The organism is Phocaeicola faecicola, assembly GCF_013618865.1.
Taxonomy (GTDB): Bacteria; Bacteroidota; Bacteroidia; order Bacteroidales; family Bacteroidaceae; genus Phocaeicola; species Phocaeicola faecicola.
In genome coordinates, this window is the sequence record NZ_JABSOE010000073.1 from 1 (window position 1) to 21,557 (window position 21,557).

The 21,557-nt window shown below is 49.5% G+C and carries 18 protein-coding genes and 3 tRNA genes; 11 read left to right on the top strand and 10 right to left on the bottom strand.

Annotated features, from left to right (window positions below; translation table 11 throughout):
• Positions 1-233: 233 nt before the first annotated feature.
• Positions 234-362, top strand: coding sequence for a hypothetical protein (locus H3001_RS19645; protein WP_262890863.1), 129 nt, complete (start codon positions 234-236; stop codon positions 360-362).
• A 145-nt stretch (positions 363-507) separates the two neighbouring features.
• Here H3001_RS19645 and H3001_RS16175 read toward each other — a convergent pair whose 3' ends face one another.
• On the bottom strand, positions 508-2,331 hold the full coding sequence (locus H3001_RS16175; protein ID WP_181215493.1) for an alpha-L-fucosidase: 1,824 nt from the start codon (positions 2,329-2,331) through the stop codon (positions 508-510).
• Positions 2,332-2,814: 483 nt separating this feature from the next.
• Between H3001_RS16175 and H3001_RS16180 the strand changes: the two genes are divergently transcribed.
• Positions 2,815-3,189: a BlaI/MecI/CopY family transcriptional regulator gene (locus tag H3001_RS16180; protein WP_178245578.1), complete on the top strand. Its 375-nt coding sequence runs from the start codon at positions 2,815-2,817 to the stop codon at positions 3,187-3,189.
• A gap of 49 nt (positions 3,190-3,238) precedes the next feature.
• Entirely contained in the window at positions 3,239-5,299 is a 2,061-nt protein-coding gene (locus H3001_RS16185) for a TonB family protein (RefSeq protein ID WP_246368662.1), read from the top strand.
• Positions 5,300-5,469: 170 nt separating this feature from the next.
• Here H3001_RS16185 and H3001_RS16190 read toward each other — a convergent pair.
• From H3001_RS16190 to clpB, 6 genes are all read right to left on the bottom strand, one after another.
• Positions 5,470-5,541 (bottom strand) — tRNA-Glu (locus tag H3001_RS16190).
• 41 nt (positions 5,542-5,582) lie between these two features.
• Positions 5,583-5,657 (bottom strand) — tRNA-Glu (locus H3001_RS16195).
• 41 nt (positions 5,658-5,698) lie between these two features.
• Positions 5,699-5,773 (bottom strand) — tRNA-Glu (locus H3001_RS16200).
• A 169-nt stretch (positions 5,774-5,942) separates the two neighbouring features.
• Positions 5,943-7,307, bottom strand: coding sequence for a TrpB-like pyridoxal phosphate-dependent enzyme (locus H3001_RS16205; protein ID WP_181215494.1), 1,365 nt, complete (start codon positions 7,305-7,307; stop codon positions 5,943-5,945).
• Between the two features lie 163 nt (positions 7,308-7,470).
• Positions 7,471-8,499: an endolytic transglycosylase MltG gene (gene mltG, locus H3001_RS16210; RefSeq protein ID WP_181215495.1), complete on the bottom strand. Its 1,029-nt coding sequence runs from the start codon at positions 8,497-8,499 to the stop codon at positions 7,471-7,473.
• A 127-nt stretch (positions 8,500-8,626) separates the two neighbouring features.
• A complete protein-coding gene (clpB, locus tag H3001_RS16215; protein WP_178245226.1) occupies positions 8,627-11,215 on the bottom strand; it encodes an ATP-dependent chaperone ClpB in 2,589 nt (862 codons plus the stop codon).
• Between the two features lie 446 nt (positions 11,216-11,661).
• On the opposite strand from clpB, the gene H3001_RS16220 reads away from it, so the two are divergent.
• From H3001_RS16220 to H3001_RS16245, 6 genes are all read left to right on the top strand, one after another.
• Positions 11,662-11,970, top strand: a complete 309-nt coding sequence (locus H3001_RS16220) for a hypothetical protein (protein ID WP_178245228.1) — start codon at positions 11,662-11,664, stop codon at positions 11,968-11,970.
• A gap of 202 nt (positions 11,971-12,172) precedes the next feature.
• The gene (locus H3001_RS16225) at positions 12,173-12,757 is read left to right on the top strand and encodes a DUF6621 family protein (protein WP_181215496.1); all 585 of its coding nucleotides are present in this window, start codon (positions 12,173-12,175) and stop codon (positions 12,755-12,757) included.
• 19 nt (positions 12,758-12,776) lie between these two features.
• Entirely contained in the window at positions 12,777-13,709 is a 933-nt protein-coding gene (locus H3001_RS16230; protein ID WP_181215497.1) for a LysR family transcriptional regulator, read from the top strand.
• A gap of 186 nt (positions 13,710-13,895) precedes the next feature.
• Positions 13,896-14,309 carry a hydroxyisourate hydrolase gene (gene uraH / locus H3001_RS16235; protein WP_178245235.1) on the top strand — a complete coding sequence of 138 codons (414 nt, stop codon included), beginning with the start codon at positions 13,896-13,898 and terminating at the stop codon, positions 14,307-14,309.
• A gap of 26 nt (positions 14,310-14,335) precedes the next feature.
• On the top strand, positions 14,336-14,827 hold the full coding sequence (locus H3001_RS16240; protein WP_178245237.1) for a GlcG/HbpS family heme-binding protein: 492 nt from the start codon (positions 14,336-14,338) through the stop codon (positions 14,825-14,827).
• A gap of 15 nt (positions 14,828-14,842) precedes the next feature.
• A complete protein-coding gene (locus H3001_RS16245) occupies positions 14,843-15,322 on the top strand; it encodes a GlcG/HbpS family heme-binding protein (RefSeq protein ID WP_178245239.1) in 480 nt (159 codons plus the stop codon).
• A 101-nt stretch (positions 15,323-15,423) separates the two neighbouring features.
• Here the strand turns inward: H3001_RS16245 and H3001_RS16250 are convergent, their stop codons facing one another.
• The 3 genes from H3001_RS16250 to H3001_RS16260 form a co-directional block, all read right to left on the bottom strand.
• On the bottom strand, positions 15,424-16,500 hold the full coding sequence (locus H3001_RS16250) for a YeiH family protein (RefSeq protein ID WP_181215498.1): 1,077 nt from the start codon (positions 16,498-16,500) through the stop codon (positions 15,424-15,426).
• A gap of 195 nt (positions 16,501-16,695) precedes the next feature.
• Entirely contained in the window at positions 16,696-17,322 is a 627-nt protein-coding gene (locus H3001_RS16255) for a lysine exporter LysO family protein (protein WP_178245243.1), read from the bottom strand.
• Positions 17,319-17,600: a LysO family transporter gene (locus tag H3001_RS16260; RefSeq protein WP_178245245.1), complete on the bottom strand. Its 282-nt coding sequence runs from the start codon at positions 17,598-17,600 to the stop codon at positions 17,319-17,321. Before H3001_RS16260 ends, H3001_RS16255 begins: the two co-directional genes overlap by 4 nt.
• 425 nt (positions 17,601-18,025) lie before the next feature.
• On the opposite strand from H3001_RS16260, the gene H3001_RS16265 reads away from it, so the two are divergent.
• Positions 18,026-19,693 carry a M23 family metallopeptidase gene (locus H3001_RS16265; RefSeq protein ID WP_178245247.1) on the top strand — a complete coding sequence of 556 codons (1,668 nt, stop codon included), beginning with the start codon at positions 18,026-18,028 and terminating at the stop codon, positions 19,691-19,693.
• Positions 19,694-19,712: 19 nt separating this feature from the next.
• Positions 19,713-21,359, top strand: a complete 1,647-nt coding sequence (locus H3001_RS16270) for a C69 family dipeptidase (RefSeq protein WP_178245249.1) — start codon at positions 19,713-19,715, stop codon at positions 21,357-21,359.
• The last annotated feature ends 198 nt before the right edge of the window (positions 21,360-21,557 follow it).

Genomic DNA, 21,557 nt, shown 5'->3' on the forward strand with positions numbered 1-21,557 from the left:
AATCCTGTCGCTGCAAGCACTTGGCTATGACGGTGGCGAATCTTGTCATAATACATCAATTGAACTTTTTAGACCACAAAGATAAGTCAAAGAACGCTTTAATCAATTATTCGATATAAACTCTAATCTTAATAATGATTTTAACGCTTGACATTATTCAGAACGTAGTTATGGTACTTTGGACTTTTGGGTGTCGGAAACTTGTGCACAGTATCCTTTATAAAGTCCTGTGAATGATGAAAATATACAATACAAAAAGAACTTCAAAAGGTATTGGAAAAGACATGATGCAGTTTATACCATTGGTGAGGAGAAGAAACGGGAGGAGAGGAGAAGGTGAGGGGATCAGGAGAGGGACATAAAAAAAGAACTCATGAAAATGAAACCTCCGTTCATTTTTCATGAGTTCTTATGAATAGAAAAAAGTCATCCGGTGAATCGGTCGGCGGAAGGCCGTTGCCTGTCACCGCCTGTGCGGTGAAACCGGAATCCCGGAATGTGCAAATTTTATTCAGCAGCAGAGAGGAAGCCGATTTCTTCCATAGCTACCTTGGCTGGCTGGTTGTCGGGAGACGTTGCATCAAGTCTGACAAAACGTGCCTGGCAGCCTGCGGGCAAAGCAACGGTCTGTGGCAGCGGATTGTGCATGATGTTGCTGAACTCGCCGTGGGTCGGCACCTCTTTCCAGCTTTTACCGTCCAGACTGACACTGAACTTGTATTTATAAGCCATATCGGGTTTCGCCTGGGCGTGCAGCGGAGCATAAGTAAAGGACTTCAGGACAGTCTTCTTGCCCAGGTCGATGACCAGCGGCTGTTCGCTCACCCGTTTCCAGGTTTCTCTCGGAAGGTTGTTCCAGGCTACCTGTACATCCGCGTCGGTTACCGGAGCCGCATAGTAGGCAGCCACCTGAGTAATCTGTGCCTCCAGACGTGATTCGTTCAAGGTAATACGTACCGAATCGGCCTCTGTTTCCGGGAAACGCACCATGCGCTTGTAGCCCACCGTCGTACCTTCACCGGTCTTCTCCCAGTTGCCGTCTTTCCATACTTCCACTTCAAATTTCTCTACCCGCTGTCCGTTGGAGATGTTCTCCTGCAGCATGACTACGTTGATTTTTGAGTCCGTTTTGAGGGCATAGCTCCGGGAATCTCCGGGCTGTGCTTTCCACAACTCTGTTCCATTGGTTACCCGGTTGTCCTTGAAGGTCGCTTCCCGGTAAGCCGCAAATTCTTTCAGTCGTGCCACATCGGCTTCGTGGATGAGGCCTCGGGTATCAGGAGGAATATTCAGCAATAATACTGAATTGTAGCCTACCGACTGGAAGTAAATATCTGAAAGGTGTTTGAGACTCTTTACCCGGTCGTTTTCTTCTTCGTGCCAGAACCATCCCGGACGAATGGAAACATCCACTTCCGAAGGATACCAGAACAGTTCCTTGGCATTGGCCAGCATTTCCCGGCTGCCCAGGTCTTTTGCGGTAGGACCGATGTTCAGTGCGGCATTGTTTTCTTCCGACCGTGCGTAAACGCCCGGAGTCAGTACGGTTGCACTCCATTCCGTCTCGCGTCCCAGTCCTTTCTCGTTGCCTACCCAGCGTACGTCATCGCCCATGATGGCCATCACTGCCTTAGGCTGCAGGCGCTGGATGGTCTTGTAGAAGGCATCCCAGTCGTACTCCTGTTTCTTGCCGTTAGGGCCTTCGCCGTTGGCGCCGTCAAACCATACTTCGTGGATTTCTCCGTAGTTGGTCAGCAGTTCGGTGAGCTGTTCGATGAAGAATTGGTTATATCGTGGAGAGTCGCCGTAGCATTCGGCATTTCTGTCCCAGGGAGAGAGATAGACTCCGAACTTCATTCCGTATTTGGTGCAGGCATCTCTCAGTTCTTTCACTACGTCTCCTTTTCCGTCTTTCCAGGGAGAGGAAGCTACGGAGTGTTTCGTGGTGCGGGTGGGCCACAGACAGAATCCGTCGTGGTGCTTGGCGGTGAGGAGTACCATTTTGAATCCGGATTCCTTCAGTACGCGTACCCACTGTTCGGCATCCAGTTCGGTCGGGTTAAAGAGTTGGGGATCTTCCGTACCGTCTCCCCATTCACGTCCGGTGAATGTGTTGATTCCGAAATGCAGGAAAGCGGTCAGTTCCATCTGTTGCCATTCCAGCTGTTGTGGGGAAGGTACCAGACGGGCGGCCATCTCTACTTTTTCCTCCAGGGTGGCCTGTTCGGGGAAGACCACGTGTTTGACATACGTGCTTTCAGGCTGGCTGCCACATGACACGGTAGTGAGTAATGCCAGGGAGGCAGTGAAGTTAAACAGTCTTTTTTTCATGTTTTCTACGGTTTTTTATTAATCATAAAGCACCCAATCGTTAGATTAAGGTATAATAAGGGGTTGCTAAGATAAGCATTAGTCGGGGGATAGACGGACTTCCGGCGAATTTATTAGTGATTTTTATTTAAAATTTGTGCCTGTCGGGGAAACTTATGCTGTTTTTTTGCATCCTGCATCGTTGTCTTTCGGGAATCCGATCGTGAAAGGTGGAGGAAAAGATGGCGAGGTTTTTGGGAAAAGCCCGCCATCTTTTGAGAAAAGGCCGCGGCCTTTGGCGAACTCCTTCTTGATGTGTGGAGAAACGCATAATGAAGGTGTGGATGTTTGCTGCCGGGCTGCTGCCGGAATAAGTGGCCGGGGCGGGAGACCTGAAAAAGAGGTTATCCGTGGCTTGAACGAATCGTTTTAGTTATATTAACTATAAAAATTAGTTTATCAACTAAAAAATTTAGTTATTTGCAGTAACCAATTGAATATGATATGAAATCACTGACAGCTAAAGAGGAAGAAATCATGCGCTTCTTTTGGGAAAAGGGGCCGATGTTTGTAAAACAGCTCGTGGAACTTTATGAAGAACCCCGTCCGCATTTCAATACCCTGTCTACCATTGTGCGGGGACTGGAGGAGAAAGGTTATCTTTCGCATACTGCCTATGGCAATTCTTATCAGTATTATGCCGTAGTGTCCGAGAAGGATTTCGGACGGAAGAACCTGAAAAGCATCATCAGCAAGTATTTCAACAATTCTTTTCTGGGAGCGGTGTCTTCCCTGGTCAAGGAGGAAGATATTTCCGTAGAGGAACTGAAAGAGCTTGTCCGGATGGTGGAGCAGGGAAAAGAGGACGAGAAAAAATAAGGAAGACGGTTTCCGCATTCCGTTTTGAATAACCTTAAATGATAATGATATGGGAATCTTTCTGGTCTATATCGTGAAGTCGTCGCTTTGTCTGGCACTGTTTTATCTCTTTTACCGTCTGTTGCTCAGCCGGGAGACCTTCCATCGTTTTAACCGCATTGCCTTACTGGGGATTACGCTGTTCTCGGCCCTGCTTCCTTTGATAAGGATTACGGTAGAGCAGCCGATGGCGGTGGCTGCCTCGGTCATGTCGGCCGAGGACCTCTGGCTGATGCAGCAATGGAATGTGCAGGCGGTTGTCTCCGAGGAGAGCAGGGTACCGTTTTCGGTAAGCATCGCGTCGGCCATGGTTTATTTGTGCGGCATCGCCTTTCTGCTGTTGCGCAACCTCTGGTCGTTGTCGCGCTTGCTTTTTCTGATCCGTCACAGCCGGAAAGTGCGGTTGGAAAGTGGGGCGTGGCTGGTGATACACCGGCAGCAACTGGCTCCTTTCAGCTGGATGAAGTTTGTGGTAGTCTCACAGAAAGACCTCGACGAGGGCGGACGTGATATCCTGATACACGAGCAGGCACATATTGCCAAAGGGCACTCATGGGACCTGCTGTGGATGGAAATATGCGTGTGGCTGCAATGGTTCAATCCGGCTGCCTGGCTGCTGAAACAGGAAATACAGAATATTCATGAATATGAGGCTGACGAGGAGGTGCTCCGCAGCGGAGTGGACGCCCGGCAGTATCAGATGTTATTAATAAAAAAAGCCGTTGGCGCAAGGCTCTACTCTATTGCCAACAGCTTGAATCACAGTTCACTTAAAAAACGTATCACTATGATGGTTCGAAAAAAATCCAATCCGTGGGCGCGGGCCAAGTACCTGTATGTACTTCCGCTGGCGGCTGTAGCAGTAGCCGCTTTTGCCCGTCCGGAAATCTCCGTACCTCTTGAAGAGATTTCCAGTGTCAAAGTTAATGATTTATCGGCAATTGTGGAACAGCCGGATGTGAAAAAATCGGTTCCGGCAGCCGCAATCCGGCAGGAGGCATCCTCCGGAAAGGCCCGCCTGAACATGAGGGTGGTGGATGAGGCCGGAAAGCCGCTTTCCGGAGCGACGGTAGTCATTGTCAATACCAATGTAGGTGCCGTGACCGGCAAGGACGGCAGTTTCCAGCTTGATGCAGGGACAGACCAGCGCATCTGTGTGTCTTATGTCGGAAAAGAAACACTTGTCTTGCCTGTGGAAGACTGTCTGAAGAACAAGGACGGTCGTGTCTGCCTGAAAGAAGAAACGGCTCGGATATCGTCTGAATTGGTTGTGACGGATGTTCCACAGAAGGTAACGGAATCTGGAGAAACGTTTACCGTGGTGGAACAGATGCCTGCGTATCCGGGCGGCATGGGAGAATGCCTGAAGTTTCTGGCTACCCAGATCAAATACCCGGAAGAGGCAGTGAAGGCCGGTGTGCAGGGTAGGGTTATTGCGCAGTTCACGGTCAGAAAAGACGGCACGCTCTCCGACCTGAAGATCTTGCGCTCCATACATCCCGCTCTGGATGCCGAAGCGCTTCGGGTAATTGCATTGATGCCGAAATGGCAGCCCGGCATGCAGCGCGGTGAGGCGGTCGATGTCCGTTATACGATTCCGGTATCTTTCTCACTGGACAAGCAGCACAAGGCTCAGCCTGTGGGAACGCAGGGGGCTGCTCCGGCAGGGGAAGTTCCTGCCCGGAAGTCCGGACCGGTACAATCGGTATCGGGCCAGATATATTCAGTAGTAGATCAGATGCCTGAATATCCTGGGGGTATGAAGGAATGTATGAAGTTCATGGCAGAACAGATCAAATATCCGGCCGAAGCGGTACAGAAGAAGGTGCAGGGCCGTGTCATCGTTCAGTTTGTGGTAAGGAAAGACGGTACGCTGGGTAATATTACGGTGCTCCGTTCTGTCGACCCGCTGCTGGATGCCGAGGCCATCCGGGTCATCGGGCAGATGCCTAAGTGGAAACCGGGCATGGCAGGCGGAGAAGCCGTGAACGTGAAATTTACGCTCCCGGTATCCTTCCGGTTGAATAAGGAAAAGGCAGCTTCGGCGGCTGCCCCCGGAACAGCCGGATGAAGTTTCGGAAGCCGAATTCCGGATTCTCCCGGTATTTTACCTTTATTCCGTCAATCTGGCTTTACGCAGCAGATTCTCTTGCGTATTACATGGTCATCCGGGATACCTTATCATATAAATGAGGTATATAAATAAAAAAAAGCTCTGAACACTGTTCAGAGCTTTTTCTGTAGCCCGTGGGGGAATCGAACCCCCCTTTCAAGAATGAAAATCTTGCGTCCTAACCGATAGACGAACGGGCCATCCTTTTCCGGTGTATCGGTCTTGCCGATTACAACCTTTTTGGTAGCCCGTGGGGGAATCGAACCCCCCTTTCAAGAATGAAAATCTTGCGTCCTAACCGATAGACGAACGGGCCATCCTTTTCCGGTGCATCAGTCTGGCTGATTGCAACCTTTTTGGTAGCCCGTGGGGGAATCGAACCCCCCTTTCAAGAATGAAAATCTTGCGTCCTAACCGATAGACGAACGGGCCATCCTGGCTTTGTGATGAGCGATTTCTCAATCACGGGTGCAAAGGTACGGATTATTTTTGAATCTGCAAGCTTTTTGAGAGATTTTTTTCAAGAAAACCGTAAAAATGCGTATTTATCCCTCCTTAATGGGGTAGCGGAGGGATAAATATGAGGTTTATATACACCTGTTTAAGGCTGTTCTACTTCTTTGAGGCTTTTTTCAATCTCCTCGTTCGACAGGCTGTAATTGATCAGATTGCCCGACAGGTACTGGTCGTATGCAGCCATGTCAATCAGTCCGTGTCCGGAAAGATTGAAGAGGATGACCTTTTCTTCTCCTGTTTCCTTGCAGGCCTTCGCCTCGCGGATAGCTGCGGCAATGGCATGACACGATTCGGGAGCAGGGATGATGCCTTCGGCTCGGGCAAACAGACAGCCCGATTCGAAACTTTCCAGCTGCTGGATGTCTACGGCTTCCATCAGTCCGTCTTTCAGCAACTGGGACACGATGACTCCGGCACCGTGGTAACGGAGACCTCCGGCATGGATATTGGCCGGAGTGAAATTGTGACCAAGGGTATACATCGGGAGCAGCGGAGTATATCCCGCCTCGTCGCCGAAGTCGTATTCAAATTTTCCGCGTGTCAGTTTCGGACACGAAGCCGGTTCGGCAGCAATGTAACGGGTCTGCTTTCCTTCAAGAATGGTGTGCCGCATGAACGGGAAGCAGATACCGCCGAAGTTGGATCCTCCTCCGAAGCAGCCGATGATCATGTCGGGATATTCGCCCGCAAGTTCCATCTGCTTCTCGGCTTCCAGTCCGATGACGGTCTGGTGCAGGGTCACATGACTCATTACCGAGCCCAGCGTATATTTACAGTTGGGAGTGGTGCGTGCCAGTTCGATGGCCTCGGAGATGGCCGTACCCAAAGAACCCTGATGATTGGGATACTTGGTCAGAATGTCTTTTCCGGCACGGGTAGACATGGAAGGAGAAGGGGTTACCTGTGCTCCGAAGGTCTGCATGATGCTGCGGCGGTAGGGCTTCTGTTCGTAGCTGATCTTTACCTGATACACCGCGGCTTCGAGGCCGAATACCCGGGCGGCATACGAGAGTGCGGCTCCCCACTGTCCGGCTCCGGTTTCGGTGGTCACGTTGCTGACTCCTTCCTTTTTACAATAATATGCCTGTGCCAGTGCCGAGTTCAGCTTGTGTGAGCCGATGGGACTGACACTTTCGTTCTTGAAATAAATATGTGCCGGTGTACCCAGAGCCTTTTCCAGTCCATAGGCCCGCACTAGTGGGGTACAGCGGTAGTTCTTGTACATTTCGCGCACCTCTTCCGGTATCTCTATCCAGGCATCGCTCTGGTTCAGTTCCTGATGGCAGAGTTCCTTGGCGAAGACAGGATACAGGTCCTCCGGTTTCAGCGGTTCACGGGTTTTCGGGTTAAGGGGAGGCAGCGGCTTGTTCTTCATGTCTGCCTGAATGTTGTACCAGTATCTGGGTATCTCACTCTCCGGTAAGATAAATTTTTTCTGTCTATTTTCCATAATTACTTACAATTTTCTGTGAATTTTCAAATATAGGTAAAAGAAAGATTACTTCAAAGGTGAATTATGATTTATTTGCTATTTCATGGAAATATATAACAATTTCGCCCCGAAAAGCAAGTCGGGCTTTTCGGGGCGATGTAATCGGAAAATATACAGGTGGTTAGTGGACGTTTCTCCGGTTGAGCGCCTTCTGGTAGCGCTGTGCGTTGCGCGAATGTTCGGCAAGCGTACTGGCAAAATTGTGGGTTCCGGAAAAATCTTCCTTGGCACACATATACAGGTAATCGTGACGGGCGTAATTCAATACGCTTTCCATTCCCTGTATGGAGGCAATCCGGATCGGTCCGGGAGGAAGTCCGGCATATTTATAGGTATTATACGGACTTTCCACCTCGAGGTGCTTGTAGAGGATACGGCGCAGTCCGAAATCCTGCAGACTGAACTTGATGGTAGGATCTGCCTGCAGGGGCATTCCCACTTTCAGCCGGTTCAGGTAGAGTCCTGCCACTACCGGCTTTTCCTTTGTGTTGGCAGTTTCCTCGTCCACAATGGAAGCCAGGGTAGCCACTTCGGCCGGTGTCAGTCCGATACTGTCGGCCAGTGCCTTGCGCTGGGGAGTCCAGAAGCGGTCGTGTTCTTTCTGCATCCGGGCAATGAATTCTTCGGCAGTCATGTCCCAGTATACCTCATAAGTATTGGGGATGAACAGTGCCGGCAACGTACATGTGTTGTAGCCCAGTCGGCTCACATAGGCGGTATCGGCCAGCAGGCGGGCGATGCTGCTGCTGTCGGCCATGATCTGGCGGGATACATTGTGTGCCAGCCGGTCGAGGGTCCGCACACTGCCGATGGTCAGCCGTACGGGAGTCTGGTGTCCTCCTCTCAGGCGGTTGAATATCTGCCAGGCTCTTTCGTCGGGCGTAAACCGGTAGGCACCGGTGTGTATCTGCTGTCCGTAGTCTTTGCAGGAAGCCAGCAGGCGGATTCCCGTCAGGTGTCTGGCGTGCAACTGCGTTTCCAGTTTGAAGAAAACCGAATCGGCCGTATCGTCCGTGTCGACGTAGAGGGTTCCGGCTTTTTCGCCGGCCAGCGGACGGCACATCAAAAAGAAAGCGGCCGATCCCAGGATACCGGCAGCCAGCAGCTGTCCGGCAATCAGGGTAAAGCCTGTTTTTTTGTTTATCTTCATAAATTCAACGGTTTTTGAAATCGAAGTTGCAAAGATACGCTATTTCCCGGATAAATAAAAAAATCCGGCGATACCCTTTGGCAGGGTACCGTCGGACTTTTCAGATGGATTTTTATATTCAGACATTTCAGTTGCGGAAAACCAGTCCGTCGCCATTGCTGTCCACAATGATCGGCCGGTTGCGGTCGACTTCCTGTGCAAGCAATTTCTTCGACAGGTCGTTCAGCAGGTAACGCTGGATGGCACGTTTTACCGGACGGGCACCGAACTCCGGATCGTAGCCGGCAGTCGCAATGAAGTCGACAGCCTGGTCGGTCATCTGTAAGGTGACTCCGTTTCCGTCCAACATACGGCGGATGCCTTCGATCTGCAGACGGACAATCTGTTCAATCTGTTCGCGGTTCAGCGGCAGGAACATGATGGTCTCGTCGATACGGTTCAGGAACTCCGGACGGATGGTCTTCTTCAGCATGCTCATCACCTCATTCTTGGTCTCTTCCACCAACTGTTCGCGGTTACTGTCGGTCATCTTCTCAAACTGACTCTGGATGTAAGCGCTTCCCAGGTTGGAAGTCATGATGATGATGGTATTCTTGAAGTTGACCGTACGACCCTTGTTGTCGGTCAGACGTCCGTCGTCCAATACCTGCAACAGGATATTGAATACATCCGGATGTGCCTTCTCGATTTCATCGAACAGTACCACAGAGTACGGTTTGCGTCGTACAGCTTCGGTCAGCTGTCCGCCTTCATCGTATCCTACGTATCCCGGAGGCGCACCGATGAGTCGTGACACGGTATGCTTCTCCTGATACTCACTCATATCGATACGGGTCATCATCGTATCGTCGTCGAACAGGTATTCGGCCAGTGCCTTTGCCAGTTCGGTCTTACCTACACCGGTAGTACCGAGGAAGATGAAGGAACCGATCGGACGGCGCGGGTCCTGCAGACCGGCACGGCTGCGTCGTACGGCATCGGCTACGGCCTGTATGGCTTCGTCCTGTCCGATGACACGCTTGTGCAACTCGTCTTCCAGGTGGAGCAGTTTCTCACGCTCGCTCTGCAACATCTTGCTGACCGGTATGCCTGTCCACCGTGATACCACGTCGGCGATGTCTTCGGCGGTCACTTCTTCCTTGATCAGTGCGCTGTCGCCCTGCTTGTGCTTCAGGTCTTCCTGGATGGCCTTGATTTCGTTTTCCAGTGCCTGGAGCTTGCCGTAACGTATTTCGGCTACCTTTCCGTAGTCGCCTTCACGCTCGGCCTTGTCGGCTTCGAACTTCAGCTGTTCAATTTCCTGCTTGTTGTGCTGGATCTTGTTGACCAGTTCTTTCTCGCTCTGCCATTTGGCCTTGTAGGAGGTTTCCTGCTCTTTCAACTCTGCAATTTCCTTGTTGAGCTGACTCAGCTTGGCTTCGTCCTTCTCGCGCTTGATGGCTTCGCGTTCGATTTCCAGCTGTTTCAGACGACGTTCGATTTCATCCAGTTCCTCCGGAAGAGAATCACGTTCCATACGCAACTTGGCAGCTGCCTCGTCCATCAGGTCGATGGCCTTATCCGGCAGGAACCGTTCGGTAATGTAACGGTTACTCAGTTCTACCGCAGCGATGATGGCTTCGTCCTTGATACGCACCTGATGGTGGTTCTCGTAACGTTCCTTCAGACCACGGAGAATGGAAATGGAACTCAGGGTGTCCGGCTCGTTGACCATGACGGTCTGGAAACGACGCTCCAGCGCTTTATCCTTTTCGAAGTATTTCTGGTACTCGTCGAGGGTAGTGGCACCGATGCTTCTCAGTTCTCCACGGGCCAGTGCAGGTTTCAGGATGTTGGCGGCATCCATGGCACCTTCTCCTTTTCCGGCACCTACCAGGGTATGGATTTCATCGATGAACAGGATGATGTTTCCATCCGACTTGGTGACTTCGTTGATGACGGATTTCAGTCGCTCTTCGAATTCACCTTTGTATTTGGCACCGGCTACCAGCGCACCCATGTCGAGTGAGTACAACTGTTTGTTCTTCAGGTTCTCCGGTACATCTCCCCGCAGAATACGCTGTGCAAGTCCTTCTACGATGGCGGTCTTACCGGTACCCGGTTCACCGATCAGGATCGGGTTGTTCTTCGTACGGCGGCTCAGAATCTGCAGTACCCTACGGATTTCCTCGTCACGGCCGATTACCGGGTCGAGCTTACCGCTTCGTGCAGCTTCTATCAGGTTGATGGCGTACTTGCTCAGTGACTGATAGGTATCTTCACCCGAGGGAGAAGTGACCTTCTGTCCCTGTCTCAGTTCTTCGATGGCAGCTTTCAGCTCCTTCTCGTTCATACCGGCATCTTTCAAGATGGTGGATGCGGTACTCTTTACCTGAAGCAAAGCCAGCAGCAGGGCTTCCAGTGAAACGTATTCATCGTTCAGTGACTTGGAAACTTCCACGGCTTTCTGCAATACTTCGTTGGCATCGCGGCTCAGGTAGGGTTCACCTCCCGAGACTTTAGGCAGAGAAGCAATTTGCTTTTCTACTACAGTGGCGATCTGGCGTCCGTTCATTCCCAGTTTCTGGAAGATGAAGTTGGTGACATTCTCGCCCACTTTAAGCAGCCCTGCCAGCAAATGTTCCGGCTCGATGGCTTGCTGACCCTGACTTTGTACCAGGTTGACAGCTTGCTGAACGGCCTCTTGAGATTTGATAGTAAAGTTGTTGAAGTTCATATATTGTTTCTCCTTTCTTTGTTTCTGATTTAAAACTTTCAGCATCTGTATATCAAATCTCTTGCCAGAAACAAAATGAAGGTGATTTATGACTAAATGTCATATTATCAATGTTTTACGACTGAAATTTTGTCTGATTCCGACACAAAATGGCAGTCGGGGGTTGACGTAATGTCGGGGATGGCCCCGAAAAGAGGAGGGAGGGGAAGGAAAACAGTGGGGAAGATGTGGATTTTTTGTGATTTTCACGTTTCATTTCCTCAGAATTGTGGCATATTTCCTCAACCGGAATGTGAATGGCACGGATAGTGATTTTTATAAATGCTTGATTTACAGTGTATTTTGTGAATGAGGGGATTTTTGGCACCGGGATTGTCTGTAATTAGGCAAGACAGGCAGGGTAATTGATTCCTCGCTATAAGTTTAACTCTTTAAAATTTGTGATTATGAAGAAATTATTTATTGCAACAGTGATGGTATTGGGAATGAACGTGGTAAGTTTTGCACACCAGGCACCGATGTTGTCGGAAGCTGTGCAGATGGCTGCAGTGGGTGATTTCACTCCGGTTGATTTAAAGGAGGTTCCACAGGTAGTGTTGGATGCTGTGGCAAAAGCTTATCCGGGTGCTGCAATCAAATCGGCAGCTGTAGAAACTGAAGAAGATGGAATGGTAGTTTACCAGTTCACTCTTGCCGGAGAAGATGAAGTGGAATTCGGTGCATTTTTTACCGATAAAGGTGAAGAACTGAAATAAACTGAATCGATTTACAGAGTATGATAGCTTGCAAGGAGCGTGGTCAGGAGAGGGTCTTCGGAACCTCTCCTGATTTTTTTTGCAACTCTTTGTAAAGTCGCCGGAGCGATGGCGCTTTGTGAAAAAATGAAGGGAATTGCAGGGCTTATGGGGCGTAATTCGGAAGAAAAGCGTATCTTTAAACCCCGAAAATAAAATGTATATGGAAAATATAAAGATACCTTTTTCTCCGGTCGTGATGCTGATTGATGCATCTTATCTGAATAAAGTGGGACAGGATATAAGTAATCATTTTGCTCCTGTAGTCAACCGTGACCTGCCGAAGGCCGATTTGGCTGTGCTGTTGGAATGCATGGCGCTGGATGCGGGACTGAGTGAGGGAAAGCACGAGATACAGGTCATATTCGTGTACGACTCGAGAGAGAGCCGTATGCCTTTCTGTACTCCTTCCGACCTGGAAAAAGAAATGCACGGAGTGGCTTTCCAGAGTCAGTTGGGAGAGTTCTCGCTGTATGCCTTCCAGACTTCCGACATGGCTAGCCGGGAGGAACTTTTCCGTGAATCGCTGATGCTGGCCGGCGTGTCCAAGGACGTAAAGCGCCTGATTGCCGTTCCCGATGAGGTGGAATACGGGAATGCACTGGCCGAGGCAGTAGCCGAGGTTTCCGGAAAGGAAGATTTTGCAATCTTCGGAATGAATCCTCCGGCATACGAAGGCAAGTTTCATTTTGAGATGCTGGGATTTCCCTTGTTGCAGTCGCTGGGAATCCGCGCCGAAGAATTGTAGGACTTAAATTCCGGGGTGTATGTCTGATTTCCGTCTGAAGGTATTTTACAGTGTGGCGAAGAACCTGAGTTTTACGAAGGCTTCGCAGGAACTGTTCGTGAGCCAGCCTGCCATCACCAAGCACATCCGCGAACTGGAGGGGATGTACCAGACCCGGCTTTTCAACCGTCTGGGAAACCGGATTTCGCTGACGGAGGCCGGACAGGTCATGCTGGAGCACTGCGAGCGGATTTTGTCGGAATACCGGAGGCTGGAATACGACATGCATCTGCTGCACAATGAATATACCGGTCTGCTGAGGCTGGGAGCCAGTACTACCATTGCACAGTATATCTTGCCGGCTGTGCTGGCAAAGTTTACGGAGAAGTTTCCTAAAATCCAGATTTCACTGATTGATACCAATTCACGGAATATCGAACAGGCTCTTCAGGAGCATGTCATCGACCTGGGGATGGTGGAGGGAGTTTTCCGTTCTCCGGTACTGAAATATGAGCCTTTTCTGTGTGACGAACTGGTGACGGTGGTTTCGGCAAAGGTGGGAGAGAAGGTGCCCGAGGAGCTTTCGGTGGAGGAGTTCACGCAACTGCCTCTGGTATTGCGCGAGCGCGGTTCGGGAACATTGGATACGATTGAGATGGCTCTGGCGGAACGGGGACTTAAACTTTCTTCTTTGAAGGTAAAGATGAACCTGGGCAGCACGGAAAGCATCAAGTCTTTTCTGAGGTACAGTCACTGTGCGGGAATCGTATCGGTCTTTTCGGTTTATGACGAACTGGAAAGTGGGGCTTTCCGCATTGTGGAAGTTCCGGAAATGAAGTTCAAGCGGCATTTCTGCTTTGTTTCTGCCTTGGGACAGGAGGAATCGGGGGCATTGAATTTTATCCGCTTCATGCACCATTACCTGGAGGAGAATAAAATCCCCGGACGGGTATGTCCCAAACCTGGGTATTGATGAAAGCAATCATTCTTTTTTATCTGTAGGACAATATATAGGTGTATTAGATGTAATCAGGTGAATCTGAGGTTTGTAAAAAATGAAAATAAACGGTAATATTATAAAAACTATTTTGTAATAATTACAATATTGTTTAGTTTTGCAGTAGAAAAACCGATTTATTAACTTAGAAACCTGAAAATTATGAAAACTAAACTACTCTTATTTTTATCATTTATTTTATTTGCATCTCAGTGGTCTTTTGCACAGAACCGTTCTTATCAGTTGTCCAGCCACATTCTTGACATCAACTCCGGCTCTCCTGCCCCTGGAGTCAAGATAAGTCTCTATAAGTTGGATACGACAGACAATACCTGGACACAGGTGGACGAGAAGGTTACCGATGAAAACGGCCGGATCAAGGATTTCCTTCCCGACAATGCCGATAACAAGGGGGTATACAAACTGACTTATCATGTAGGCCCTTATTTTGAGGCGAAAGGTCAGGACAGTTTTTATCCTTTCATCGATGTAGTCTTCCAGATTAAGGACGACAACCATTATCATGTGCCCATTACGTTGTCGCCGTACGGGTATTCTACTTACAGAGGAAACTGATGGACAACGGTTAAAAGAGACTGCGTATGAAACTGAAAGTTTTGCTGATTGTATGTCTGAGCTGTCTGGGAATCAGTCTGCCGGCTCAGTATTATGCGACTTCTTCCAGTCTGAATATGGATGGAGCCTTGAAACTGGCACAAGAAGCGGTTTCGGAGGCCAGGAAGATGGATAAGAATGTCTCAGTGGCCGTACTTGATGCCACCGGTACCACTTTGTTGCTCCTGAAGGGAGACGGGGTGGGACCTCATAATACGGAGGCTTCCAGAAGGAAAGCCTATACCGCCGTTTCTACCAAGAACGCTACCTGGGAACTGATGCAGAAGGCGGCAGCCGATCCGACCTCAACCAACCTGACAACCCTGCCGGAATTGTTGCTGCTGGGAGGAGGGGTTCCGGTCTGGGCAGAAGGCAAGCTGATTGGAAGCATCGGAGTTTCCGGAGGTGGAGGAGGATGGAACGATCATGAGATTGCCTCCCGGGCCATCGTTAATCTGGGCTTTAAAGTAGGGTTATAATAAATAGTTGTCTGTATGAGATTATTATTTGCATTACTGATTGTTATAGGATCATCCATGAATGTATTTTCACAACATGCCGGCGTTCCCAAGGAACCGGTGCTGACCGGAGAGATGGCCATGAAAATGGCACAGGCCGTTTTTCTTCAGGCCGAAAAGGAAAAATTGGCGGTGACCGTCACCGTAGTCGACCGTTCGGGCCAGACACTGGCCGTACTCAGGCATCATCGTGCCGGAGTGCATACAATCAAGGCCAGTTACAAGAAAGCCTATACAGCCTGTTCCCAGAAGCGGGAAACCGGAGAGATTATGAAAGGAATAAAGGAAGGAACGATTCCGGAAGACATCAAGTTCCTGGATGAGAACTTTTCCGTCATGGAGGGAGGAGTTCCCGTATTCATCGAAGGATGTGTGGTAGGAGGAATCGGAGTGGGAGGCGCTCATGGTGCTGAAGACGTCAGGCTGGCAAAGTATGGTCTGGAACAGTGCCTGTAAAAAATGTCTGTAAACAAGTATCGGTTCTTGAAAGTGTAACAATCACTTTTCAAGAACCGATACTTGTTTATATGCCGGCGATAGCCGGATGGGGTAAGGTCTTACATCAATACGGGTACCAGGTATTTGGTAAGCAGGTATCCGCCGCCAACCAGCCAGATGTACAGCAGTCCGGCCAGTACGAACGGTTTGGCTCCTGCCTGTTTGAATTTATCGAGACTGGTATCCGTACCCAGAGCCGTCATGGCCATGGTCAGCATAAAGGTATCGAGGTATTCGATGGCTCCGTTCAGTGGAATTTCCTTTACGCTTTCTACTCCCAGTGCAGTCTGCAGCAGTGTATTCAGGCAGATGATACCGATGAATCCGAAGGCAAACCAAGGAATGGTAATCTTCCGTTTTTCCTGTTTTCCTCCCTGTGTCTTACCGCTTTTCTTCGACAAGACAAGTCCCATCACTACCAGTACCGGGGCAAGCATCATCACACGGATCATTTTGGTGATGGTGGCAGTTCCTGCAATACCCAGTGTGTCGGTCGGGTCCATGGCATTTCCGGCACCGGCTACGTGAGCCACTTCATGCAGGGTACTTCCGGTATAGATGGCTACTCCGGTATCTCCCAGTGCGTCCAGCATTCCGGCGCGGTACAGAATCGGATAGAGGAACATGGAGATGGTTCCGAAAATTACGACAGTGGAAACGGCAATGGCGGTTTTATGTCCTTCGCATTTCACTACCGGTTCGGCACCGAGGACGGCCGCCGCTCCACAGATGGCACTACCCGTGGCAGTCATCAGTGAGGTCTCCTTGTCCATATTCAGGACGCGTCCCAGCCAGATGCCCAGGAAAATGGTACCTACTACGATGATGGTATCTATGATGACAGCCGGTAAGCCTACCGCTGCAACCTGGGTCAGGGTCAGTCGGAATCCGTAGAGTACGATACCGGCACGAAGAATCTGCTTGGTACAGAACTTGATTCCCGGTACCCAGGTTTCCGGAAGATGATTGCGCAGGCTGTTGGCGTAAAGCATACCCAAAATGATACCGACAATCAGCGGACTGAATGAAAGACTTTTTACAAAGGGGATTTCAGCAATGTAGAATGCTGCAAATGAGAATAATGTAATGAGCAGAATTCCGTGGAGGGTGTTTCCTCTGTTTTCTTTGTTGAACATAATATAATGCAATTAGTTGATTTAATATCTATCTGTTTTTTCTTTTCGGGGGCAAAGGTAGTGGATTTTTGCAAGTGAACCTATTCAAAAAGGGTTATACCTTATAACCTTAAGTTATGGGGTGAGAGAAAAAAGAAAGTCCTTGTTTCCTGTCAGAGAAGAAGAAACAAGGACTTTTATCCTGCTTTGCAACGCTTAGAGGTGGCAGAAGAAGGATACGAAAAACGGGACACTCATATCAATCAGTATTCCGTGAAAAATAGCCACCGGAATCATTTCTTTACCGGAATATCGTGTGATGAGGGGAAGCACCACATCCATCGAATTGACTCCTGCGGCTGAAATAGGGGCCAGTTTCCCGAAATATTTGTGCAATAGGGGAGTTCCCAGCAATGCCATCATCTCGCGGAAAATGTTGGAAAGCAAGGCAATGGTACCCAGTTCCGTAGCCAGCTGGATGCCGAGGGAAGCCTCCTTGAACTGGGTGATGAGAATGGAAGAGAGCGAATAATAGGCGAATCCGCTTCCTACCGCCATGCAGTCGAATATGCTCCATTGGGTAAGAAACAGGCTGGCCGCTGCTGAAAACAGCAGGGTACCGCTGATGGTTGCCAGCGGAATCAGCAGGTGTTTGGGACGCAGGCTTTGGAGAATGCCTGTGAGGTTCTTGCTGGAACCGATGCTGATACCGACCTGTAGCATCAGGGCATAAAGAATATACAGGGTAAGATTACCCTGCTGCAGGTTGAATGGAAGAACACCTGTGATTCCCAGCAGGCATCCGCCAATGAAAAACAGTAAGACAATCAGACTTCCTTTCATTTGTTACCTCCTTCCTGTTTGAAAAAATATTTTAATACCAACCAGGAAACCAGAATGCTTCCGCAGGTAGCCGACAAGGCAATGATGGCTGCCTGCCATCCGAACTTACCCAGGTTGTTGATGATGGTGGGATTCGATCCTACGGAGATACCCAGCACGAACAGCAGCAGGATGATCGTGAGGGATATGGTTTTTTCTGTTTTCTGGAAAATAGTCAGGTTTCTGAACAGATATCCCAAAGTGATACCTGTAAGCATAAATCCGATAACGTTGAACATATGATTTCTGTTTGTAGGTTAAATTTGACATAAGTATTGCCTGGGGATACAGCATGCTGCTCCCTTACGGTAAATAAATAAGTGATAAAGACCGGTGGAGAATACTTATAGGAAACCGCTGAACCAGTGAACGTGCGCACCACAGTGGGCATACATCCGGGAGATGCATGCATCGTTGCATAGGCTGATATGTGGTAGTCTCTGGTTCATCATTGTCTGTTTGTTTTGAATTTGATGCTGCAAAGGTATGGGGATTTTGCATATTTTCCAAATATTTATTTAATAATTTGTGGGCAAGGTTTTCAGAAAAGCGTATCAGAACCTGAAAATCATCCCGTTTACAGACAGGAAGTAGTAACGTATGTTTGGTTGAATTGGGTGAAAACCTTACCTTTGTAAAGTGGATAAGAGAGAATGAAATTATTATGATAAAAAAGATAATATTGTGGAGCTGGATGCTGGCAACCGGAAGTGTGGCAATTGCCCAGCAAAAGTCCAGAGAGGCCTGGGTTTCTCCTTTTGATTTTCCTTTGCTGCTGAGTGCCAATTTCGGTGAACTGCGTCCGAATCATTTTCATAACGGAATCGATATCAAGACACAGGGAGTGACGGGAAAGCCGGTACACTGTGTGGCCGAAGGGTATATTTCGAGGGTGGCCGTACAGCATGGAGGATACGGACAGGTAGTATATGTGGCTCACCCCGACGGACATACATCGGTATACGGACACGTGGAACGGTTCTCGGACGGCGTGCAGAAGCGGGTAAGGGAATATCAGTATGCCAATGAGACGTTTGTGTGCAGTCTGACGTTTACACCCGATGAATTTCCTGTCAGACAGGGAGAGATTATCGCCTGGAGCGGAAATGAAGGGGCATCGGCCGGTCCGCATCTTCACCTCGAAATGAGGGATACGGAGACAGGAACCTACATTGACCCGATGCCGTTTTATCGCCGTATGCTGAAAGACCATAAGGCCCCGGTGGCTTCCCTGGTAGGCATTTATCCGCTGGAGAATGAAGGAGTGGTAGAAGGAAGCAGCCGCAGGAAACTGGTGGCGGTATCCGGATTGAAGCAGCCGGTCACTGCCTGGGGAAAGATTTATACGGGTATCAGTGCGAAAGATTATATGGACGGGACTTCCAATTTCTACGGAGTCCATTCGGTGAAGCTGTTTGTAGACGACCGGGAGGTGTTTCACAGTCTTACGGACAGTGTGCGTGCGGACGAAAACCGGATGATCAATGCTTTTACGGATTACGATGAACTGATGCGCAGCCGGCGCCTGATCATGCGCTCGTACCGGGCTCCGGGAAACCGTCTGCAGTTGCTTCAGACCGACAGTTGCCGGGGAGTGGTGACGATTGATGAAGAGCGCGACTATCGTTTCCGCTATGAGCTGGAGGATAATTTCGGCAACCGTTCTTCCTATCGGTTTACGGTAAGGGGAAAGCGGCAGGAGATTCCGCAGCAGGAACACCCGGGAAAGACCCTGCTGAGATGGGACCGTACGAATGTGATACAGCAGCCGGGAATGCAGCTGGTCATTCCTCAGGGAATGTTGTATGAGAATGCCTGGCTGGACAAAAAGGTGTCAGGCGACAGTGCCCGTACTTCCTTCGACTATGTGCTGGATACCGGTCATACGCCGCTGCACGGATTTTGTGAACTGAGCATCGGTGTGCGCCATCGCACGGTAGCCGACAGTACCAAATATTATATCCTTCAGAGGTGGGGTAAGGGACATACTCCGATAGGAGGAAAGATGGAGAACGGTTGGGTAAAGGCACGCGTACGCACCTTCGGTACTTTTGCGGTAGGGGTTGATACGGTACCTCCCCGCATTACCCCGTTGAACAAAGGCAACTGGAGAGGCAATTTCAGTCGGATACGGTTGAAAATCAGTGATGCTGAATCCGGAATCGCCAGCTATAAAGTCCATATTGACGGAAAGTTTGTGCTGTTTGGACTGAAGAAAGGAGCCTTGGTCATACAGGATCCCCGCCGGATATCCCGTTCGGGAGTACACCGGATGGAAGTCTGGGTGACCGACTGCTGTGGAAATGAACAATATGAAAAATTTCAATTTTAATTCATAAACCAAAAAGAGTATGATGAAAAAACTAATGACAGTTGCCTTGCTGCTGACAGCTTTTGTGATGCAAGGATGGGCATGTACCAACCTGATTGTGGGTAAAAATGCCTCTGCCGACGGTTCGGTTATCGTTTCTTATTCTGCCGATTCGTACGGAATGTTCGGTTTTTTGTGCCATTATCCGGCTGCAACCTATCCGGCAGGAGCCATGCGGGATATCTATGAATGGGATACCGGCAAGTTCCTGGGACAGATTAAGGAAGCCAAGCAGACTTATAATGTGGTAGGTAACATCAATGAATTTCAGGTGACGATTGCGGAGACTACTTTCGGAGGTCGTCCGGAACTGGTGGATACTACTGCTATCATGGACTACGGAAGTTTGATTTATGTAGCGCTCCAGCGTTCGCGTACCGCTAAGGAAGCTATCAAGATCATGACCAGCCTGGTGAAGGAATATGGATATTACAGCAGTGGTGAGTCGTTTACGATTGCCGACCCGAATGAAGCCTGGATCATGGAAATGATCGGTAAGGGTCCTGGAGTGAAGGGAGCCGTGTGGGTGGCTGTCCGTATTCCGGACGATTGCATCGCGGCACATGCCAACCAGAGCCGTATCCATAAATTCGATATGAGCGACAAGGACAACTGTCTGTATTCTCCGGATGTGATTTCGTTTGCCCGTGAAAAGGGATATTTCAGTGGAGCCAACAAGGACTTCAGTTTTGCAGATGCTTACTGCCCGCTTGATTTCAGCGGCCTGCGTGCCTGCGAAGCCCGTGTATGGAGCTATTATAATATGTTCAGCAAGGCTACCGGACAGGCTTACCTGCCTTATGTTCAGGGAGAGAGCAAGGAACCGATGCCGCTGTACGTGAAACCCGACCGGAAGTTGTCGGTACGTGATATCCAGCAGGCAATGCGCGACCATTACGAGGGTACTCCGCTGGACATTACCCAGGATCTGGGAGCCGGTCCTTTCCAGATGCCTTACCGTCTGTCACCGCTTACCTTCAAGGTAGACGGACAGGAGTATTTCAACGAACGCCCGATTTCTACCCAGCAGAGTGCTTTCTCATTTGTGTCACAAATGCGTGCCAACCTGCCTGATGCCATTGGAGGAGTACTCTGGTTTGGTCTGGATGATGCCAATATGACGGTCTTCACTCCGGTGTACTGCAATACCGACCGTATCCCTGCTTCGTATGCAGAGGGAGAAGGTGACTGTGTGACTTTCTCATGGAATTCGGCTTTCTGGATTTACAACTGGGTAGCCGACATGATCCGTCCCCGTTACAGCCAGATGGTAGATGATATGCGTACGGTGCAGAACGAACTTGAAAATACGTATGCTTATGCACAGGAGGGAGTCGAATCGGCTGCGATGAAGTTGTATAACGAGAATCCGGAAAAGGCCAAGGAATTCCTGACTGATTATACGAACATGTGTGCCCAGACTGCTGTTGACCGCTGGAAACAGTTGGGTGAATTCCTGATTGTACGCTACAACGACGGTGTACGCAAACTGGTGAAAAACGGTAAGCTGGTGCGTCCGACAACCGGCAACGTGGCTCCGCTGGAGCGCCCGGGATATCCAGAACAGTTCCTGAAAGACGTGGTAAAGGCTACCGGCGACCGCTATAAAGTGAAGACATTGCAATAACGGTACTGCGGGGCATACCCGTAATAAAAGACATTCCCATAAATAGTATTTTCGTTTGTACTATTTATGGGAGGGACACTCAGTAAATAGTATAAAATTAGCCAACTAATTCATACACAATGTATTGCGAATTAGTTGGCTTTTTTGTATCTTTAGATATTCCCCCGAAAATAAGGTTTGGCAGCCAAAACGGGGGAA

Excerpts from the sequence above, each read along its gene's own strand:
- H3001_RS16265 (WP_178245247.1), top strand. The coding sequence starts at position 18,026 with ATGATAAAAAAGATAATATTGTGGAGCTGGATGCTGGCAACCGGAAGT.
- H3001_RS16225 (WP_181215496.1), top strand. The coding sequence starts at position 12,173 with ATGGAAAATATAAAGATACCTTTTTCTCCGGTCGTGATGCTGATTGAT.
- H3001_RS16205 (WP_181215494.1), bottom strand. The coding sequence starts at position 7,307 with ATGGAAAATAGACAGAAAAAATTTATCTTACCGGAGAGTGAGATACCC.
- H3001_RS16220 (WP_178245228.1), top strand. The coding sequence starts at position 11,662 with ATGAAGAAATTATTTATTGCAACAGTGATGGTATTGGGAATGAACGTG.
- H3001_RS16175 (WP_181215493.1), bottom strand. The coding sequence starts at position 2,331 with ATGAAAAAAAGACTGTTTAACTTCACTGCCTCCCTGGCATTACTCACT.
- H3001_RS16185 (WP_246368662.1), top strand. The coding sequence starts at position 3,239 with ATGGGAATCTTTCTGGTCTATATCGTGAAGTCGTCGCTTTGTCTGGCA.
- H3001_RS16255 (WP_178245243.1), bottom strand. The coding sequence starts at position 17,322 with ATGAAAGGAAGTCTGATTGTCTTACTGTTTTTCATTGGCGGATGCCTG.
- H3001_RS16250 (WP_181215498.1), bottom strand. The coding sequence starts at position 16,500 with ATGTTCAACAAAGAAAACAGAGGAAACACCCTCCACGGAATTCTGCTC.
- H3001_RS16270 (WP_178245249.1), top strand. The coding sequence starts at position 19,713 with ATGATGAAAAAACTAATGACAGTTGCCTTGCTGCTGACAGCTTTTGTG.
- H3001_RS16180 (WP_178245578.1), top strand. The coding sequence starts at position 2,815 with ATGAAATCACTGACAGCTAAAGAGGAAGAAATCATGCGCTTCTTTTGG.
- H3001_RS16245 (WP_178245239.1), top strand. The coding sequence starts at position 14,843 with ATGAGATTATTATTTGCATTACTGATTGTTATAGGATCATCCATGAAT.
- H3001_RS16240 (WP_178245237.1), top strand. The coding sequence starts at position 14,336 with ATGAAACTGAAAGTTTTGCTGATTGTATGTCTGAGCTGTCTGGGAATC.
- H3001_RS16260 (WP_178245245.1), bottom strand. The coding sequence starts at position 17,600 with ATGTTCAACGTTATCGGATTTATGCTTACAGGTATCACTTTGGGATAT.
- H3001_RS19645 (WP_262890863.1), top strand. The coding sequence starts at position 234 with ATGATGAAAATATACAATACAAAAAGAACTTCAAAAGGTATTGGAAAA.
- mltG (WP_181215495.1), bottom strand. The coding sequence starts at position 8,499 with ATGAAGATAAACAAAAAAACAGGCTTTACCCTGATTGCCGGACAGCTG.
- H3001_RS16230 (WP_181215497.1), top strand. The coding sequence starts at position 12,777 with ATGTCTGATTTCCGTCTGAAGGTATTTTACAGTGTGGCGAAGAACCTG.
- clpB (WP_178245226.1), bottom strand. The coding sequence starts at position 11,215 with ATGAACTTCAACAACTTTACTATCAAATCTCAAGAGGCCGTTCAGCAA.
- uraH (WP_178245235.1), top strand. The coding sequence starts at position 13,896 with ATGAAAACTAAACTACTCTTATTTTTATCATTTATTTTATTTGCATCT.